Origin of the sequence: Pontivivens ytuae (assembly GCF_015679265.1) — a bacterium.
Lineage (GTDB): Bacteria > Pseudomonadota > Alphaproteobacteria > Rhodobacterales > Rhodobacteraceae > Pontivivens > Pontivivens ytuae.
Genome location: NZ_CP064942.1, coordinates 1,403,020 through 1,419,823, shown reverse-complemented (window position 1 = coordinate 1,419,823; position 16,804 = coordinate 1,403,020). Strand labels below are relative to the sequence as shown.

The following is a 16,804-nucleotide window of genomic DNA, read 5'->3' as shown; positions in this document are numbered from 1 at the left end:
ATTGCCGTGAGGTCATTCGTTGCCATTTGTTCATGAACGGCTCCGCGCACCTCTCGTGGGAGCTTTGAGAGGTGTCGCTTGCTCAGAACCATCTGCGTCCTGTTGATGCTCGCCGGTGCCGCCCAGGCAAATGACCGCCCGTCGGTCGCGATCTTCGGCGGCGTGCTCACCGACAACGACTGGCAGGAGGTCCTCTGGCCGCCGAATGTCGATTTTCAGGAGCCAGGCCTCGTCGGCTTCGCCCTGTCGCGCCCCATCGGATCGGTGTTCGAGGTCGAGGGGCAGATCGTCCGCCATTTCGGGGAGCAGGAGGTGTGGGAGGCGAATGCGCTGGTCACCGCCCGGCTCGATGTCGGGCGCGGGCCGCTCGACAGCCTCGCCTTCGGCCTCGGCCCCTCGATCACCGACGTGGAGCCGGAATTCGAGATCGAGCGGGACGGCGGCGCGCAGCGGTTCAACATCTACTGGATGGCCGAGGCGGCCTTCGACGGCCCCGGCGAGACGGAGATCATCACCCGCATCCACCACCGGTCGAACGCCTTCGGGCTGACCGGCGAGTTCAACGGCTCCAACGCGCTGGTGGTGGGCCTGCGGCGGCAGTTCTGAGGCGCGACCTCAGCTCGCCTTGAGCGCGGCCGCCCGTTCCAGCGCATTGCGGAAGCCGGGGCGCGCGCGGCACATCTTGCCGTAGGCGGCAACACCCTCGCTCGCTACCTCGAACTTCGCGGCCTTGGCCCAGCTTAGGCAGTGCGCGGCGAGGATGTCGGCCACGGTGAAGGTCTCGCCCATCAGGAACGGGCCGTCGCCCAGCCGCTCCTCCAGCCGCTCGACGGCGATCGCCCATTCGTAGCGCGCCGTGTCCTTCACCGGACGATGGCGGTGCTCCTCTGGCAGGACGAAGGTGTGCTTGGAGGCGGTCCAGAGCACGCTGTCCATCTGGTCGAGCAGGAAGTGGACATGTGCGTCCTGCTCCGCCCGCTCCAGCGTGCCCGCCGGTTTGGTCAGCGCACCATGGCGGTCGGCGAGGAACTGGACGATGGCCATGGACTCGGTGATGACGCTGTCATCGACCACGAGGGCGGGGATCTTGCCCGACGGGTTGTACTTCTTCGCCTCGGGCGTCGCTGGGTAGGCGGGGTTGATCTGGTAGTCCTGCCCCAACTCCTCCAGCGCCCACATCACGCGCATGGCGCGGCTCGTCGGGCTGCCGATCACGGTGTAGGTCATGGGCTCTCCTTCAGGTCCGGGGGCGCATCATCGCGACGCGGATGAGCGCGCGTTCGAGAAGCGGCATCGCGGGCGCGCCGCTGCCGCCGCGCAGGGCGAGATCGGTCTCGGTCAGCGCCATCAGAGCGCGTTCGAGGCGCGGCAGGCCCCAGGCGCGGACCTGAGCGGCCATCGCATCGCGCCGCGGGCCGAAGACCGGGGGGCGCAGGCGTTGCAGCGCCTCCTCGGCGCGGCCACCGGCGCCGGCCGCGGCGTGGAGCTGGCGGAAATGGCGGGTCGTACCGATGCAGATGGTGGTGGGGTTCGCACCCTGCGCCTCGAGCCGGGACATGGCGAGGCCGATGCGCGGCACCATGCAGTCCGCCACCGCCGCGACGAGCGCATCTACGTTATCGTCGGCGGTCTGGGGCGCGAGCGCTTCGATCTCCGCCACCGTCAGCGGCTCGTTGTCGCCGCGCTTGTAGAGCGCCAGCTTTTCGAGGAGCTGGGCGAAATCCCCCGGTTCCAGCGTGCGGCCCATGGCGGTGAGCGCGGCCATCGCGTCGCCGGCGGCCGCAACGCCCGCCTTCTCCATCATCGCCTCGATCTCCTCCCGCCCCGGCGGGTCGGCGTAGATGGCGAGCGCATAGGCGTTGCCCGCCCCTTCGAAGAGCTTGCGCAGGGCGGAACGGGCGGTGAGCTGACCGGCGGTGACGAGCAGGAACGCGTCCCCCTCCCGCCAATCCTCCAGCGCGGGGGAGATCGACTTCGCAAGGCCGTCCGTCGCGTCCTCCACCAGCACGGCGCGCTGGCCCGGGAAGAAACCCTGCGCCTTCAGCGCATCGGCCAGCCGGGCCGCATCGCTGCGCAGCTCGCTGGCGGCCATCCGCTCGAACCGCATCTCCTCCGCACCCTGCGGGCCGACGAGGGCCTCGACCAGCGCCTTGCGGCGGTCCGCGATCCGCATCGCGTCGGGTCCGTAGAGGAGAAGCCCCGCCTTGGAGACATCGGGGCGCTTCAGAAAGGCTGGCCAGTCGCGCGGGGCGAGCTTCATATCTCGAACTGTTCGGCGGCGATCAGGACGCGGTCGGCAATCTGCTCGGCCAGATACTCCGCCACGCGCTGGCGCGCATCCTCCTCCGCCACCCGCGCGGCGAGGGGGGAGGCGATGGGCTCCTGATCCTCGGTCGAAGCGGGGGCGGAGTAGCCTGCGTTGCCGATCAGCCGGTCGGTGAGCAGGACCTCCGGATTGCCGCTCGCGCGCAGGCTGTAGACCGCCTCGCCGCGCAGGTTGATCCGCGTGATGTCCGCGTCTTGCGTGATGGCGAGGCCCTGGGTCGAGGTCGTGAGCTCCACGTCGAGGATCAGCGGCGCGTCCTCCGCCGGCGTGCCGAAGCGGCGCAGCAGGCGCTCGCGCAGGAAGAACCCCTCCCGCCCCTCGATATTGGTGACGCGGATCCGGTTGCGCAGCTCCGATCCGGCGGCGGCCGATCCATAGAGCGGTTCGAACCCGCATCCGGCGAGCGGGGCCAGTGCGAGGAGCGCGAGGATATGCCGCCGGTCAGGCGACAAGGTTCACGATCCGGCCGGGCACGACGATCACCTTGCGGGGTGCCTTGCCGTCGAGGGCGCGCTGCACGGCCTCATCGGCAAGCGCCGCGGCTTCCACCGTCTCGCGGTCGGCGTCCTTGGCCACCGTGATCTCGGAGCGCTTCTTGCCGTTGATCTGGATCGGCAGCAGCACGGTGTCTTTGACCAGGTACGCCTCGTCCGCCTCCGGCCAGGGCGCGTTGACCAGAAGTCCCTCGCCACCCAGAGCCTCCCACATCTCCTCGGCGAGATGCGGGGTCATCGGCTGCATGAGCTGGGCGAGGGCGCTCAGCGCATCGCGCTTGGCCCGTGCCACGTCCGCGCCGCCCTTCGCCTTCGCGATGGCGTTGGTCAGTTCGTAGAGCTTCGCAACGCCCTTGTTGAAGGAGAAGCCTTCGATCGAGGCGGTCACGTCCGCGATGGTTCGGTGGGTGAGGCGGCGCAGGGCGATCGCCTCCGCCCCGTCCTTCTCATCAACGGCGGGCGGGGTCTCTTCGAGCTCGGCGACCAGCCGCCAGACCCGTTGCAGGTGCTTCCATGCGGCATCGGCGCCGGCCGCGGTCCACTCCACGTCCCGCTCCGGCGGGCTGTCGGACATGACGAACCAGCGGGCGGTGTCGGCCCCGTACTGGTCGATGATCTCCATCGGGTCGACGACGTTCTTCTTCGACTTCGACATCTTGATGACCGGGCCGATCTCGACCGGCGTGCCATCCTCCAGCTTCGCGCCGCTGTCGGTACGCACTACCTCGGACGGGGAATGCCAGACCGTGCGGCCCTGCGCGTCCTTGGTCGAGTACGTCTCGTGCGTGACCATGCCTTGGGTGAAGAGCGCATTGAACGGCTCGGCCGCGCCCTCCGGCAGGTGGCCGGTGCGGATCATGGCGCGCGCAAAGAAGCGGGAGTAGAGCAGGTGCAGGATCGCGTGCTCCACCCCGCCGATATACTGGTCCACGTTCATCCAGTAGGCCGCGGCCTCCGGATCCGTTGGTGTCTCCGCATCGGGTGCGGTGAAGCGGGCGAAGTACCAGGACGAGTCGACGAAGGTGTCCATCGTGTCCGTCTCGCGCTTCGCCGGTTTGCCGCAGGCGGGGCAGGGCACGTCGCGCCAGGTCGGATGCCGGTCGAGCGGATTGCCGGGGACGGACAGATCCACGTCCTTCGGCAACTCGACGGGCAGGTTCTCCTTCTTCTCCGGCACGAGGCCGCAGTCCTCGCAATGGACGATGGGGATCGGCGCGCCCCAGTACCGCTGGCGGGACAGACCCCAGTCGCGCAGGCGATACTTGGTGACGCCGGTGCCGTAGTCGCTCGCCTCTGCATGGGCGATGGCGGCGGCGACACCCTCGTCGCCGGTCTGCACCTCGTCGCCCGCGAAGCCGCGGACATAGCGGACCTTCTCGGTCTTTGGCGGCACGAAGGCCTCGTTCTCCACCGGCTCGCCACCATCGACCGGCATGTAGACGTCCTGCACCGGCAGGCCGTATTTCCGCGCGAAGTCGAGGTCCCGTTGGTCATGCGCCGGGCAGCCGAAGATCGCGCCCGTGCCGTAGTCCATCAGGATGAAGTTCGCGATCCAGACCGGCAGCTCCCAATCCGGGTCGAGCGGGTGGGTCACGGTCAGCCCGGTGTCGATGCCGCGCTTCTCCGCCTTCTCGATCTCTTCTTCCGAGGTTCCGCCGCGGCGGCATTCCTCGTTGAAGGCCTTGATGTCGTCACGCTGTTCCTCCAGCGCCTTGGCCAGCGGGTGGTCAGGCGAAATCGCGGCAAAGCTCGCGCCCATCAGCGTGTCGGGGCGCGTGGTATAGACCTCCAGCGCCTCGAACCCGTCGAGACCGCTCGCGAAGTCGAAGCTGAACTGCAGGCCGCGCGACTTGCCGATCCAGTTGGCCTGCATCAGGCGCACCTTCTCCGGCCACTCCTCCAGCGTGTCGATCGCCTCCAACAGCTCGTCGGCCATGTCGGAGATCTTGAAGAACCACTGGGTGAGCTCCTTGCGCTCCACCAGCGCGCCGGAGCGCCAGCCGCGCCCGTCCTCCACCTGCTCGTTGGCGAGCACGGTCATGTCGACGGGATCCCAGTTCACCACCGATTTCTTGCGGTCGATCAGCCCGGCTTCTAGGAAGTCGAGAAACAGCGCCTGCTGCTGACCATAGTATTCGGGATCGCAGGTCGCGAATTCCCGCTCCCAGTCGAGGGAGAAGCCCAGTGGCTGCATCTGCTCGCGCATGTCAGCGATGTTCTGGTAGGTCCAGTCGCCGGGGTGGACGCCCTTCTCCATCGCGGCATTCTCGGCCGGCATCCCGAAGGCGTCCCATCCCATCGGGTGCAGAACGTTGAAGCCGCGCGCTTTTTTGTAGCGCGCGATCACATCGCCCATTGTGTAGTTCCGCACATGGCCTATGTGAATGCGGCCGGATGGATACGGGAACATCTCCAGCACGTAGTATTTCGGTTTTGTGACGTCCCGAGTTGCGCAAAAGACACGGGATCGGGCCCAGACCTGTTGCCATTTGGGCTCGGTGACGCGGGCGTTATATCGCGACATCTGGATCTCTCATCTGGCGTCCGGGCTTCTCCCGGAGCCTATCAGCGGTTGAGCGCGTCGTCCCGGCGCAACTGGCGGGCGCGCAGAAGGATGGCGTCTTCGAGCTGCCGGGTCGTTTGCTCCGCCACCGGAGCGTCCACCCAGGCGGCCTCGTCCCGGACCTGCCGGAAGAGCCCGAGCCGAAGCGAATCCACCGAAAGTTCATCCGACTGAATGACCACGACAGCCCTGTAACGCTCGCCCACGAGAGCCGCAGGCGCACCCCAGTCGGTCGTGATGACTCCGCCAAACGGGTCGGTCGAGGCGATCGGCAAAAAGTCCAGCGTATCCAGCGAGGCGCGCCACAGGAACGCATTCACGTTGAGCGCGGGGCCCTGGTTCTGGAACAGCTCGCCGGACAGCACGCGATTGATGCTGAGCCCCTCGCCGGGCTGCACGGGAGCGTTCGCGAGCTGTCGCTCGGCCGACTCTTCTCCGCCGCAGGCCGCGAGCGTCAGAATGCTGAGTACGGCGGCGGTCTTCGCATAGTGAGGCAAGGGTGAGTGCTCCATCCGCGATCTTCGTCGCCCTGTCTTATAGAGGCGCCGGGGTGTGAACAAGCGTTTTGGTCCGGAAAGGCCGGCTGCACGCACTGTGACATCGCGGCATCAGCAATCGCGTTATGCGAGACCTCACGGCGAAACCCTTTGACGATTGAGGCCAGTTTGCCGATTTTCCCCTCAACCGCCTCACAGGGGTGTGAGTGTCGGTGTACCTTTAACTCACGAGGGACAACCCATGAAGAACGTGCTCTTCGCCTCCACGGCACTCGTTGCGTTCGGCTTCGCCGGCGCTTCGTTCGCACAGAATGCAAACATCGCAATCTCCGGCGACGCCGAGCTCGGCCTCACCTATCAGGACACCGACGCGACGGAAGGCTCCGGCGACGCGATCCGTGTGCACAACGACTACGAAGTGTCGTTCGCGCTGACCGGCGTGACCGACGGCGGCATCTCCTTCGGTGCGACCGGCGTGTTCCTGGACGACAGCGAAGCGACCGACACGTCTGCGTTCATCTCCGGCGCGTTTGGTACGATCACCGGTGGTGACACCAACGGTGCATTCGACCAGGCAATGATCGAAGTTGCTGGTGGCGGTCTGGCTGACGAAGCTGACTTCTACCTCGAAGGCTCCGTGCTGGGTACTGTTGACCTCGGCGACGATGGCTTCGACGGCGCCGTCGATGATAACGCCGATAACGCCGCCGACATCACTGGTGACGCACAGATCATCCGCTACGATCTGGCGCTTGCCGCTGCTACGTTCTCCGTCTCCTACGAGGACGGTGAAGACGAGGACGGCGGTTCGGACGTCAACGCATACGGCATCGGTGCAAACTTCGATCTCGGTGACTTCGCAAACGTCGGTATCGCGTACCAGACGCTGGCTGGTGACGGTGACCTCGATGGTTCGCAGGTTTTCGGTATCTCCGGCAGCACAGAGCTGGGCGGCGTTGAGCTGACCGCAACCTATTCGTTTGCCGACATCGAGAGCGAAGCGAACGGCGATGACGAAGAGTTCAACATCGCTGCATCCGCCGAGTTCTCCCTTGGCGCAGCGGGCGTCGGTGTGAACATCGACTACAACGAAGCTGACGAGACCGACGCTGAAGCACTCGGCTACGGTGCCTTCATGGAGTACGATCTCGGCGGCGGTGCAGACTTCGTCGCAGCTATCGGTTACCAGGAGACCGAAGAAGCGGGTTCCGACGATGTTGACGAGCTGCGCGTCGGCGCCGGCATCGGCATGTCCTTCTGATCCACTCGGATCGGAACGGTTTGGGAAGGGCGGGTCTTCGGACCCGCCCTTTTCTTTTGCGCGCCACCCCGCCATAACGCGCGTCCGAGGAGGAGCGCGCCATGTCACTTGCCGAGATCGAGAGCGGGATTGCCGAGGCCTGCGAGCGGGCCGGGCGGCCGCGCAATGACGTTCACCTCATCGCCGTGTCCAAGGTGCAGCCCGATGCGCGGGTCGAGGCGGTGTTGCAGGCGGGCCACCGCCTGTTCGGCGAGAACCGGGTGCAGGAGGCCGTGGGCAAGTGGCCCCGTTTTCGCGAGCAGTATCCCGACGCCAAGGTCCATTTGATCGGGCCGCTCCAGTCCAACAAGGTCCGCCAAGCGGTCGAGCTGTTCGATGCCATCCACACCGTTGACCGGACGAAGCTCGCCCGGCGCCTTGCCGATCTGGCGCAGGAGCGTGGCGCCTCGCCCGAGCTCTTCATCCAGGTGAACACGGGTGAGGAGCCGCAGAAGGCAGGCGTGTCCCCGGCCGAGGCGGACGACTTTATTGCCGAGGTCCGCGCCATGGACCTGCCGCTCGCCGGCCTGATGTGCATCCCCCCGGCGGAGGAGGAGCCGAGCCTGCATTTCGCGCTGCTCGGCAAGATCGCGGCGCGCAACGGGCTGACAGGACTCAGCATGGGGATGAGCGGTGACTACAAGCAGGCGATCGCGCTTGGCGCGACGCATGTCCGCGTGGGCTCGGCTCTCTTCGGGGCGCGCGACTACGACTGAATGACGAGGCGGTCCCGAGGCCGCCACCGCGCCAGGATCCATTCGAGATCCGGGCGCGAAAAGGCCACGCAGCCCTCCGTCGCGCGCAGCGGTGCCCGCCACAGATGCACGAAAATCGCGGAGCCCGCTCCCGGCACCGGCGGGCGCGCATTATGGCTGGTCTCCACCACGATGTCGTAGAGGCCGTCGCTGCGCCACATCCTCTCATGGCCGAAGCTATGGTCCCGCCCGCGATGGCGTCGGTTGTAGCCGGGATCGCGCGGATCGTCGGACCAGATATCGGCCGGGGAGAGCGGAGAGGTCGGCAGCGCCGTCCGGGGCCGTGCGCCCCGATCGGCACGCCACATCACTTGCAGCAATTCATAGGCGCCGGCGGGCGTCGCGCCGTCGCCTTCGCGCTTGGCCTTGGTAATCCCAGAGCGCCCGATCGCACATGGCATCCGCCGCCCCCGATATAGAGCCATGCGCCCCCGGATCACCAGGTCCGTGGGACGGTTCAAAGCAGATGGCCGCTCTTCGCTGCCTTCGTGGCGAGGTAGGCGGCATTTTCCGGCGTCTGACCGACGCGCAGCGGCACGCGCTCGGCTACGTCGAGGCCGGAGGCCTCCATCATCGCGACCTTGCCGGGATTGTTGGTCATCAGCCGGACCGCGGAGAAGCCCATGGCCAGCAGGATCTCGGCCCCCAGCCGGAAGTCGCGCTCGTCATCCTCGAAGCCGAGGCGGTGGTTCGCCTCCACCGTGTCGAAGCCCTGATCCTGCAGCGAATAGGCCCGCATCTTGTTGGCGAGGCCGATGCCGCGCCCCTCCTGATTGAGATAGAGCAGCACACCCGCGCCCTCCGCCCCGATCTGATCGAGGGCGGCGCTAAGCTGCGGGCCGCAATCGCATTTCAGCGAGCCCACGAGGTCGCCGGTGAAGCAGGCCGAATGCAGGCGGGACAGGACAGGTTTCGAGCGGTCCGGACTGCCGATCTCGACCGCGTAGTGCTCCTCACCCCCGTCGCGGGGCCGGAAGACATGGACCCGACCCGCCTGCGAGACGACGAGCGGAACGCGGGCGGAGGAGACCTGCTCCAGCGGGGAGTGGTCACCGATATGGGACATCAGGGCGTCGAGCGGCAGCTCCGACAGACCGTTCTGCTGCGCCGGCGTCTCCACATCGATCCCGGTCACCACCACCGCGGCCGGCAACAGATGCGCCTGCTTGGCCAGCGCAATGGCGCCGCGATGCAGATCGGCCGAGCCCTCGCGCAGCGTGGCGTAGGGCCCGCGCATCGGATGCGCCAGATCGGTCGCCGGATCGGCGGAGGCCTGCAGCCAGGTCAGATCGGCATCCGCGGGCACCACGACCCGGGCCACGTCGCCGTCATAGGCACGCGCGCGCAGGGTCCCGGCCCGCCGCGCCGTCAGGGCCAGCGTTAGCTCACCCCCCAGCGCGCGCAGATCGGCCAACCGCTCCACCGTCAGCGTTTCCACCGCCGCGATCAGGGCGTTGCCGAGGCGCACGGGCATGCCGATGCGCAGGTCACCCCGCGCCCGCGCGATCCGCTCCTCGACAGATGGTCCCAAAGCCATGTTCCGATCCTTGCCCCGGCCTCTCCTCCGAAAGGATATAGGCGCGTCGCGCGGAAAGATGAAACAATTGCATGTCACTGGACACAGCTTGGTGAGACGCTGACGCATTTCTTGCGCGAAAACCCGCCGCTGCGCATGTCAGGGCGCAGGCAAGTATCGAAGAGGGGACATCCCATGAGCAACCTGAAGAAGATCCTGATGGTCGACGACGATGTGGACCTGCGTGAGGTCCTAGCCGACCAGTTGGTCCTGACCGAGGAGTTCGACGTCTTCGAAGCCGGGACCGGTGCAGAGGGTCTCGATAAGGCGAAGCAGGGGCTCTACGACCTCGTGATCCTCGACGTGGGACTGCCCGACATGGATGGCCGCGAGCTCTGCCGGCTGATGCGCAAGCAGGGCGTGAAATGTCCGATTGTCATGCTCACTGGACACATCACCGACGCCGACACGATCCTCGGCCTCGATAGCGGGGCGAACGATTACGTCACCAAACCCTTCAAGTTTCCGGTGCTGCTCGCCCGGATCCGGGCACAGTTGCGGCAGCACGAGCAGAGCGAGGACGCGGTATTCACCGTCGGTCCCTACACGTTCAAGCCGTCGGCCAAGATGTTGATCACCGAAGACGACAAGAAGATCCGTCTGACCGAAAAAGAAACCAACATCCTCAAGTTCCTCTACCGCGCCAATGATGGGGTCGTCGCGCGGGACGTTCTGCTGCACGAAGTCTGGGGCTACAATGCGGCGGTAACGACTCACACGCTGGAAACCCACATCTACCGCCTGCGTCAGAAGATCGAGGCGGACCCGAGCAATGCGGCCCTCCTTGTCACGGAATCAGGGGGTTACCGATTGGTTTCTTGAAAAGTTTGGTCAATTTTGAGGGAAAATATGGCAGGTTTTGTACGCGTCAGTTGAAAAATGCGAATGCCTGCGCATAATCGGATATGTCAGTCGTCGCCCCCCACATAGGCGGCTGGCCAGGCCACTTTATCCCCCCCTCCAAAGTGGCTGCCACAAGGGATTGTCGCCCGGCCTGGACACCAGGTCGGGCGCTTTCTCTTTAAGGGTGTTTTACAGGACTTGAGGCCTGCGGCCGCCTCCGCAATGGTGTGGCTCCAAAAGGGAGGCCCCCGTGAGCGTCACCATCTGCACCTGGAACATCAACTCGGTCCGCCTGCGCGCCGATATCGTCGAACGTTTGTTGACCGAGGAGGCGCCGGACGTCCTCTGCCTGCAGGAGACGAAGTCGCCGGTCGACAAGATCCCCGCGGACCGCTTTGCGGCACTCGGCTACAGCCACATCGTGGCCGAGGGAAACAAGGGATATAACGGCGTCGCCATCCTCTCTCGCCTTCCGGTAGAAAATGCAGGGACGCGAACCTTCTGTGATACAGGCCATGCCCGGCACTGCTCGGTGCGGCTCGAAAACGGAATCACCATCCACAACTTCTACGTTCCGGCGGGGGGTGATGAGCCCGATCCGGACGCGAACCCGAAATTCGCCCACAAGCTGGAGTTCCTCGACAACATGGCCGCCTGGGGCCGCGAGGGGCAGGCGAAGTCGATCGTCGTCGGGGACCTCAACATCGCCCCGCGGGAGGATGACGTGTGGAGCCACAAGCAGCTCCTCAAGGTCGTCTCCCACACCCCCGTCGAGGTCGAGGCGCTGGAGAAGGTGCGCAGCGACGGCGGCTGGGCCGACGTGGTGCGCGACGACATTCCGGAGGGGCGCCTCTTTTCCTGGTGGTCCTACCGGTCGAAGGACTGGTCGGCCGCCGACAAGGGCCGGCGTCTCGATCACATCTGGGCAACACCCGACACGGGCCACGTTGCCGGCAGCGCCCGGGTTCTGCGCGAGGTGCGCGGGTGGGAGAAACCGTCCGACCACGCCCCGGTCTTCGCGACCTTCGCCCCATGATCGAGCTTGACCGCGACGACCCCGTCGCCCGCCTCACCCTCGCCGCACCTGAGCGGCGCAACGCCCTGCGCATCGCCGATATGGAGGAGATGGCCGCCCGCCTGCAGGAGGTCGAGGAGGACACCACGCTCCGCGTCCTGATCCTGACGGGGCAGGGCAGCACCTTCTGCGCCGGGGCCGATTTCGCGGAGCTGGAAGCGGGGCTGCGCCCGGACCTCACGCTCACCCGGCTCTCCACCCGGATCGCGACGCTGCGCGTGCCCGTGATCGGCGCGCTCAACGGCGGGACGTTTGGCGCGGGCCTCGACCTCGCGCTTGCCTGCGACTTCCGCATCGGGGTGGAGGGGATGAAGGTCGCGGTGCCCGCCGCCGCCATCGGCGTCCACTATCCCGGCGAGGCGATTGCTCGGGCCTCCGCCCGCCTCGGGCCCGACACCGCCCGCCGCCTCTTCCTCGCCGCCGAAACGCTGGAGGGAGAGGCCGTCGCCACCGCCGGCATCGTCGAGCACCTCGTTTCTGTCGATGAACTCGCGGCCGCCGCCGAAGCCCGCGCGGCCACCATCGCCCGCCTCGCCCCGCTCGCGATCGAAGGCATGAAACGCAGCCTCAACGCAGCCGACGACGCCGAACCCCGCGTTGCCGCGTGCTTCGCCAGCGGCGACCATGCAGAGGCGCTTGCTGCCCGCCGCGAAAAGCGCAGGCCCGCCTTCAAACGCGCCTGACCTTCATCTGTCTTCAAATATCCCCGCCGGAGGCGGCGCTACCGTCGCACTTGCTCCGGCACCAGCCCCCGGGGGAAGAACCGCAGGGTCACGAGCAGCACCAGCCCCATGATGAAGAGCCGCATATGCGGCGCGGCATCCAGCAGATGCGCCCGCAGCGCGCTGTCCGCCGCCATCCAGCCCGTCACGGCCTCCATCGCCATCGGCCCCCAGTTTTCCGCCTGCACCCAGGTGAACCAGATCAGGAAACCGCCCAGTACCGCGCCCCAGTTGTTGCCGGAGCCGCCGACGATCACCATCACCCAGATCAGGAAGGTGAAGCGCAGCGGGTTGTACGTGCCCGGCGTGAACTGCCCGTCGAGCGTAGTCAGCATCGCACCCGCCACGCCAACCACCGCCGAGCCGAGGACGAAGACCTGGATGTGCCGCGCGGTCACGTCCTTGCCCATGGCGGCGGCCGCATCGCGGTTGTCCCGGATCGCCCGCATCATCCGGCCCCAGGGCGAATTCAGCGCCCGCTCGGCCACCCACATCAGGATGACGAGCACGCCGAGGAACAGTGCTGCATAGCAGAGCCGGACGAAGATCGTGGAGGCCTCCACCGTGTCCATCCCGAGGCTCTGCGCCCAGCCGATGAACCAGTCGGCGCGCTGCAGGTCGATCTCGTAGGGCACCGGCCGATCGAGGCCGGAGACGTTTTTCACCCCCCGCGTCAGCCAGTCCTCGTTCTTGAGCACGGCGATGATGATCTCCGAGATCCCCAGCGTCGCGATGGCGAGGTAGTCCGACCGCAGCCCCAGCGCGATCTTCGCGATCAGCCAGGCGGCCCCGGCGGCGAAGAGACCGCCGACGATCCAGCTCAGGATGATCGGCGCACCCGCGCCGCCGATATTGCCGAACTGCGCGGGGTTCTGCGCCTCGATCGCGTCCACGGCCGGGTAGAAGAAGCGGCGCATGACGAAGTAGCCGATCACGATGATCAGGACCGTACCGATCCCGCGCAGCTTCTCCGGCAGGAGCTTCCGCCCATAGCTTGCGAGCACCACAGTCACGCCCAGCGACAGCAGCGCAGAGACGAGGCCGACGCCGCCCGCCGCCCATGCCTCGGGCCGCGGCGCCTGGCTCACGAGCACGCCCGCGACCCCGCCAAGGGCCGCGAACCCCATGATCCCGACGTTGAAGAGGCCGCCATAGCCCCACTGCATGTTCACCCCCAGCGCCATGATCGCGGAGATCAGGCAGAGGTTCAGGATCGACAGCGCCAGCGGCCAGGATTGCACGAGGCCCACCGCCGCGATGGCGGCCAGCATGGCGGAATAGAGCAGAACGATGCGAAGCGGCTGGCTCATATCACCTTCCCCCGGAACAGGCCCGTGGGCCGGACGAGCAGCACGACCACGAGGATGAGGAACGACACCGCGAACTTGTAGTCGGTGGAAAGGAGCTGGAGCAGGCCGTCAGGCTCCCACCCCGGCACGACGTACTCCACCACCCGCCGGTAGGCGTAGGTCACCGTGACCTCCGAGAACGCGACGACGAACCCGCCCGCGATCGCACCCACCGGGTTGCCGATGCCCCCCACGATGGCCGCGGCGAAGATCGGCAGCAGGAGCTGGAAATAGGTGAACGGCTTGAACGACTTGTCGAGGCCGTAGAGCGTGCCCGCCACCGTCGCGAGCCCGGCCGCGATCACCCAGGTCCAGAACACCACTTTCGCCGGGTCGATGCCGGAGAGCAGCGCGAGATCCTCGTTGTCGGAATAGGCCCGCATCGCCTTGCCCATCCGCGAGTGGTTGAGGAAGCGGAAGAGGGCGATGACGATGATGATGGCGACCACGACGGTCAGAACCTGCGTCGTGCGCAGCGCCAGCCCTTCCTCCAGCCCGCTCCACGCCTCGAAATCGCGCGCGCGGATGATGAACCGCTCCCCATCGGCGAAGCGCTGGTCATCGGGGCCGATGATGAGGCGGGTGAGACCGTTCAGCACGAACATCACGCCGACCGACGCGATGACGAAGACCACGGGGGCGGAGCGCTGCTTGCGGTAGAAGCTGTAGACCGTCCGGTCCATCAGCAGGCTCATGAGCACGGCGGCGAGGATCCCGACCGGCAGCGCGATCAGCGCCGTGGGCAGCGGCCCGGCGGACACGCCCATCGACTGCAGCCACCACGTGAACAGGATCACCCCCGCGGTGCCGAACGCCATCAGGTCCCCATGCGCGAAGTTCGAGAAACGCAGCACGGCATAGACCAGCGTCACCCCGAGCGCGCCGAGTGCGAGCTGGCTGCCATAGACCACGCCGGGTACCAGCACGAAGTTCGAAAACAGGACGAAGGCGTTGAGGAGGTCGATCATTCTTCGCTCCGGATCCGTAGAGGCGCCGCCGCGCCTGCCGGGCGCCACATCGCTCGGGCGACCAGCCCGGGCAGCGCCCGACCCTCCCCCCGGGAGGGCGCTTTTGCGCCGTCGCCCGCCGCGGCACGGCTCTTCGGGTTTGAGGGATAAAGGGCTTCGATCATCACGGGGCTCCTGCGCCCTCCCAGGCTCGGGCGCTGCCCGGGCTGGTCTGGAGTATGAACACTCATCCTCACCCTCCCAGGAACGTGCGCCGGACCTCGGGATTGGCGAGCAGCGCCTCCCCCGTGTCGGTCCACGCGTTGCGGCCCTGCACGAGCACATAGCCGTGATCCGCGATGTTGAGCGCCTGCCGAGCGTTCTGCTCCACCATCAGGATGGCGATGCCGGTCCGCGCGACCTCGATGATCCGGTCGAAGAGCTCGTCCATAACGATGGGGCTCACCCCAGCCGTTGGCTCGTCGAGCATCAGGAGCTTGGGCTCCGTCATCAGCGCACGGCCCACGGCCACCTGCTGGCGCTGCCCGCCGGAGAGCTCGCCCGCGGGCTGGCGGCGCTTTTCCTTCAGCACCGGGAACAGGTCGTAGACCTGCTCGATGGTGCCGCGGAAATCGTCTTCCCGCAGGTAAGCGCCCATCTCCAGGTTCTCCTCCACGGACATGGAGGTGAAGACGTTGTGGGTCTGCGGCACGAAGCCCATGCCGTTCGCCACCCGCTCCTGCGGGCTCATGGCGGTGATGTCGGTCTCGCCCAGCAGCACGCGGCCCTCGCGCAACGGGAGCATGCCGAAGACAGCCTTCATGGCGGTGGACTTGCCCGCGCCGTTGGGGCCGACGATGACCGCGATCTCGCCTTGCTCCACCTTGATCGTGCAGTCGTGGAGGATGTCGGTGGCACCGTAGCCGCCCGTCATGTGTTCCGCGGTGAGGAAGCTCATGGCCGCCCTCCGCGCAGATTTGCGACACTCGTGTCGTGCACCTGAGAGACCGTCGCGGGATGCGCCCGCCCTTCCCCCGTGGTCCAAAGCGCGACGCTGCCGACCTCCGCCGGTATCACGGTCACGATGAAGTCGGATGTCCGTCCGCTGGCGGGGTGAGACAGCGTTACCTCGGCCCGCAACGCCGGGCCGGTTTCGAGAGGCGTGGACACCATCTCGCGGATATCGGCAACGAGCCCCCCGCCGAGCGAGACGACGGCGGCCTGGAGACCGGCGCTTACCTTGCCCGGCTGATCCGCATCGAAGCGCAGCGTGGGAGTATGACTCGTTGCAGACCGGGTACTGATCCCAAGGCCTCTGATCCGGTACCAGGTCACGACACCGGGAAGGGTCTGCCAATCGTCGTCCTGCGAGGGAAAAGCCGATGGAGGAAAGCGATAGCTCACCTCTTCGTCCGGGCAGAAGCTGACGGTCGGCGAGATGGGGTCGCAGACAATGAACGTCTGCGCGCCCGCCATCAGGGGAAGAGCGAGCACAGCGGTGGCGACGGCGATGCTCCTCATGCCTCCACCTTCTTGTTCTTTAGCCCGGTGCCCAGATACGCCTCGATCACCCGCTCGTCGGACTTCATCTCGTCCACCGTGCCTTGCGCGAGCACCTTGCCCTCCGCCATCACGATCACCGGATCGCAGAGCCTGCCGATGAAATCCATATCGTGCTCGATCATGCAGAAGGTGTAGCCACGCTCGCGGTTCAGCCGCAGGATCGCATCGCCGATGGTGTTCAGCAGCGTCCGGTTCACCCCCGCGCCCACCTCGTCGAGGAAGACGATCTTCGCGTCCACCATCATGGTCCGGCCGAGCTCCAGCAGCTTCTTCTGCCCGCCCGAGAGGTTCCCGGCGAGCTCATCGGCCACCTGCGAGATCTGCAGGAACTCGATCACCTCGTCGGCCTTGGCGCGGATCTCCGCCTCCTGCCGCCGGATCTCGCCCGGGCGCAGCAGCACGTCCCACAGCTTCTCGCCCTTCTGGCTGCCGGGCACCATCATCAGGTTGTCGCGCACGGTGAGGGTCGAGAACTCGTGGGCGATCTGGAAGGTGCGCAGGAGCCCCTTGTGGAACAGCGCATGCGGCGGCAGGCCCGTGATGTCCTCACCATCGAGGAACACCCGGCCCGAGGTCGGTGTATAATGCCCCGCGATCACGTTGAAGAGCGTCGTCTTGCCGGCACCGTTCGGCCCGATCAGCCCGGTGATCGAGCCCTTGGCGATCTCGATGCTCGCCCCGTCGACGGCCCGGATGCCGCCGAAATGCATGTGGATATCCTCGACCCGGATCATATCCGCCCCGTCCCTAAAGAAGCGGCCCGGGGGTAGCCCCGGGCCGCGCCGCCTGCAAGT

General features: G+C 66.8%; 18 protein-coding genes. 6 read left to right on the top strand and 12 right to left on the bottom strand.

The window, feature by feature from the left end:
• Window positions 1-78: 78 nt before the first annotated feature.
• On the top strand, window positions 79-606 hold the full coding sequence (locus tag I0K15_RS06860) for a hypothetical protein (RefSeq protein ID WP_196104648.1): 528 nt from the start codon (window positions 79-81) through the stop codon (window positions 604-606).
• Window positions 607-615: 9 nt separating this feature from the next.
• Here I0K15_RS06860 and I0K15_RS06855 read toward each other — a convergent pair whose 3' ends face one another.
• Genes I0K15_RS06855 through I0K15_RS06835 form a run of 5 tightly spaced genes read right to left on the bottom strand, consistent with a single transcriptional unit; the run spans window position 616 to window position 5,895 of the window.
• Entirely contained in the window at window positions 616-1,227 is a 612-nt protein-coding gene (locus I0K15_RS06855; protein WP_196104647.1) for a glutathione S-transferase family protein, read from the bottom strand.
• Window positions 1,228-1,237: 10 nt separating this feature from the next.
• Entirely contained in the window at window positions 1,238-2,260 is a 1,023-nt protein-coding gene (gene holA / locus I0K15_RS06850) for a DNA polymerase III subunit delta (protein WP_196104646.1), read from the bottom strand.
• Window positions 2,257-2,778: an LPS assembly lipoprotein LptE gene (gene lptE / locus I0K15_RS06845; protein ID WP_196104645.1), complete on the bottom strand. Its 522-nt coding sequence runs from the start codon at window positions 2,776-2,778 to the stop codon at window positions 2,257-2,259. Before lptE ends, holA begins: the two co-directional genes overlap by 4 nt.
• Window positions 2,768-5,344, bottom strand: coding sequence for a leucine--tRNA ligase (gene leuS, locus I0K15_RS06840; RefSeq protein ID WP_196104644.1), 2,577 nt, complete (start codon window positions 5,342-5,344; stop codon window positions 2,768-2,770). The genes lptE and leuS overlap by 11 nt, the downstream gene beginning before the upstream one ends.
• A gap of 41 nt (window positions 5,345-5,385) precedes the next feature.
• Complete coding sequence (locus I0K15_RS06835; RefSeq protein WP_196104643.1) at window positions 5,386-5,895, bottom strand: DUF3576 domain-containing protein; 510 nt, start codon at window positions 5,893-5,895, stop codon at window positions 5,386-5,388.
• A gap of 226 nt (window positions 5,896-6,121) precedes the next feature.
• Between I0K15_RS06835 and I0K15_RS06830 the strand changes: the two genes are divergently transcribed.
• Window positions 6,122-7,141, top strand: a complete 1,020-nt coding sequence (locus I0K15_RS06830; protein ID WP_196104642.1) for a porin — start codon at window positions 6,122-6,124, stop codon at window positions 7,139-7,141.
• Window positions 7,142-7,242: 101 nt separating this feature from the next.
• On the top strand, window positions 7,243-7,896 hold the full coding sequence (locus I0K15_RS06825; protein ID WP_196104641.1) for a YggS family pyridoxal phosphate-dependent enzyme: 654 nt from the start codon (window positions 7,243-7,245) through the stop codon (window positions 7,894-7,896).
• Here I0K15_RS06825 and I0K15_RS06820 read toward each other — a convergent pair.
• Window positions 7,887-8,336: a L,D-transpeptidase family protein gene (locus I0K15_RS06820; protein WP_230374321.1), complete on the bottom strand. Its 450-nt coding sequence runs from the start codon at window positions 8,334-8,336 to the stop codon at window positions 7,887-7,889. The genes I0K15_RS06825 and I0K15_RS06820 overlap by 10 nt on opposite strands.
• Window positions 8,337-8,392: 56 nt before the next feature.
• Window positions 8,393-9,472, bottom strand: a complete 1,080-nt coding sequence (gene ribA, locus I0K15_RS06815) for a GTP cyclohydrolase II (protein ID WP_196104639.1) — start codon at window positions 9,470-9,472, stop codon at window positions 8,393-8,395.
• A 174-nt stretch (window positions 9,473-9,646) separates the two neighbouring features.
• Between ribA and I0K15_RS06810 the strand changes: the two genes are divergently transcribed.
• The 3 genes from I0K15_RS06810 (at window position 9,647) to I0K15_RS06800 (ending at window position 12,112) form a co-directional block, all read left to right on the top strand.
• The gene (locus I0K15_RS06810; RefSeq protein WP_196104638.1) at window positions 9,647-10,333 is read left to right on the top strand and encodes a response regulator transcription factor; all 687 of its coding nucleotides are present in this window, start codon (window positions 9,647-9,649) and stop codon (window positions 10,331-10,333) included.
• Between the two features lie 271 nt (window positions 10,334-10,604).
• The gene (locus tag I0K15_RS06805) at window positions 10,605-11,390 is read left to right on the top strand and encodes an exodeoxyribonuclease III (protein WP_196104637.1); all 786 of its coding nucleotides are present in this window, start codon (window positions 10,605-10,607) and stop codon (window positions 11,388-11,390) included.
• The gene (locus tag I0K15_RS06800) at window positions 11,387-12,112 is read left to right on the top strand and encodes an enoyl-CoA hydratase/isomerase family protein (protein ID WP_196104636.1); all 726 of its coding nucleotides are present in this window, start codon (window positions 11,387-11,389) and stop codon (window positions 12,110-12,112) included. Before I0K15_RS06805 ends, I0K15_RS06800 begins: the two co-directional genes overlap by 4 nt.
• A gap of 38 nt (window positions 12,113-12,150) precedes the next feature.
• On the opposite strand, the gene I0K15_RS06795 is transcribed toward I0K15_RS06800, so the two are convergent.
• The 5 genes from I0K15_RS06795 to I0K15_RS06775 form a co-directional block, all read right to left on the bottom strand.
• The gene (locus I0K15_RS06795; RefSeq protein ID WP_196104635.1) at window positions 12,151-13,461 is read right to left on the bottom strand and encodes a branched-chain amino acid ABC transporter permease; all 1,311 of its coding nucleotides are present in this window, start codon (window positions 13,459-13,461) and stop codon (window positions 12,151-12,153) included.
• Entirely contained in the window at window positions 13,458-14,465 is a 1,008-nt protein-coding gene (locus I0K15_RS06790) for a branched-chain amino acid ABC transporter permease (protein ID WP_196105396.1), read from the bottom strand. The genes I0K15_RS06795 and I0K15_RS06790 overlap by 4 nt, the downstream gene beginning before the upstream one ends.
• 235 nt (window positions 14,466-14,700) lie before the next feature.
• Window positions 14,701-15,405, bottom strand: coding sequence for an ABC transporter ATP-binding protein (locus tag I0K15_RS06785; RefSeq protein ID WP_196104634.1), 705 nt, complete (start codon window positions 15,403-15,405; stop codon window positions 14,701-14,703).
• On the bottom strand, window positions 15,402-15,968 hold the full coding sequence (locus tag I0K15_RS06780; protein WP_196104633.1) for a hypothetical protein: 567 nt from the start codon (window positions 15,966-15,968) through the stop codon (window positions 15,402-15,404). Before I0K15_RS06780 ends, I0K15_RS06785 begins: the two co-directional genes overlap by 4 nt.
• On the bottom strand, window positions 15,965-16,744 hold the full coding sequence (locus tag I0K15_RS06775; protein ID WP_196104632.1) for an ABC transporter ATP-binding protein: 780 nt from the start codon (window positions 16,742-16,744) through the stop codon (window positions 15,965-15,967). Before I0K15_RS06775 ends, I0K15_RS06780 begins: the two co-directional genes overlap by 4 nt.
• Between the last annotated feature and the right edge of the window lie 60 nt (window positions 16,745-16,804).

Excerpts from the sequence above, each read along its gene's own strand:
- I0K15_RS06830 (WP_196104642.1), top strand. The coding sequence starts at position 6,122 with ATGAAGAACGTGCTCTTCGCCTCCACGGCACTCGTTGCGTTCGGCTTC.
- I0K15_RS06855 (WP_196104647.1), bottom strand. The coding sequence starts at position 1,227 with ATGACCTACACCGTGATCGGCAGCCCGACGAGCCGCGCCATGCGCGTG.
- I0K15_RS06800 (WP_196104636.1), top strand. The coding sequence starts at position 11,387 with ATGATCGAGCTTGACCGCGACGACCCCGTCGCCCGCCTCACCCTCGCC.
- I0K15_RS06825 (WP_196104641.1), top strand. The coding sequence starts at position 7,243 with ATGTCACTTGCCGAGATCGAGAGCGGGATTGCCGAGGCCTGCGAGCGG.
- I0K15_RS06810 (WP_196104638.1), top strand. The coding sequence starts at position 9,647 with ATGAGCAACCTGAAGAAGATCCTGATGGTCGACGACGATGTGGACCTG.
- I0K15_RS06775 (WP_196104632.1), bottom strand. The coding sequence starts at position 16,744 with ATGATCCGGGTCGAGGATATCCACATGCATTTCGGCGGCATCCGGGCC.
- ribA (WP_196104639.1), bottom strand. The coding sequence starts at position 9,472 with ATGGCTTTGGGACCATCTGTCGAGGAGCGGATCGCGCGGGCGCGGGGT.
- I0K15_RS06780 (WP_196104633.1), bottom strand. The coding sequence starts at position 15,968 with ATGAGGAGCATCGCCGTCGCCACCGCTGTGCTCGCTCTTCCCCTGATG.
- I0K15_RS06795 (WP_196104635.1), bottom strand. The coding sequence starts at position 13,461 with ATGAGCCAGCCGCTTCGCATCGTTCTGCTCTATTCCGCCATGCTGGCC.
- leuS (WP_196104644.1), bottom strand. The coding sequence starts at position 5,344 with ATGTCGCGATATAACGCCCGCGTCACCGAGCCCAAATGGCAACAGGTC.
- I0K15_RS06820 (WP_230374321.1), bottom strand. The coding sequence starts at position 8,336 with ATGCCATGTGCGATCGGGCGCTCTGGGATTACCAAGGCCAAGCGCGAA.
- holA (WP_196104646.1), bottom strand. The coding sequence starts at position 2,260 with ATGAAGCTCGCCCCGCGCGACTGGCCAGCCTTTCTGAAGCGCCCCGAT.
- I0K15_RS06785 (WP_196104634.1), bottom strand. The coding sequence starts at position 15,405 with ATGAGCTTCCTCACCGCGGAACACATGACGGGCGGCTACGGTGCCACC.
- I0K15_RS06835 (WP_196104643.1), bottom strand. The coding sequence starts at position 5,895 with ATGGAGCACTCACCCTTGCCTCACTATGCGAAGACCGCCGCCGTACTC.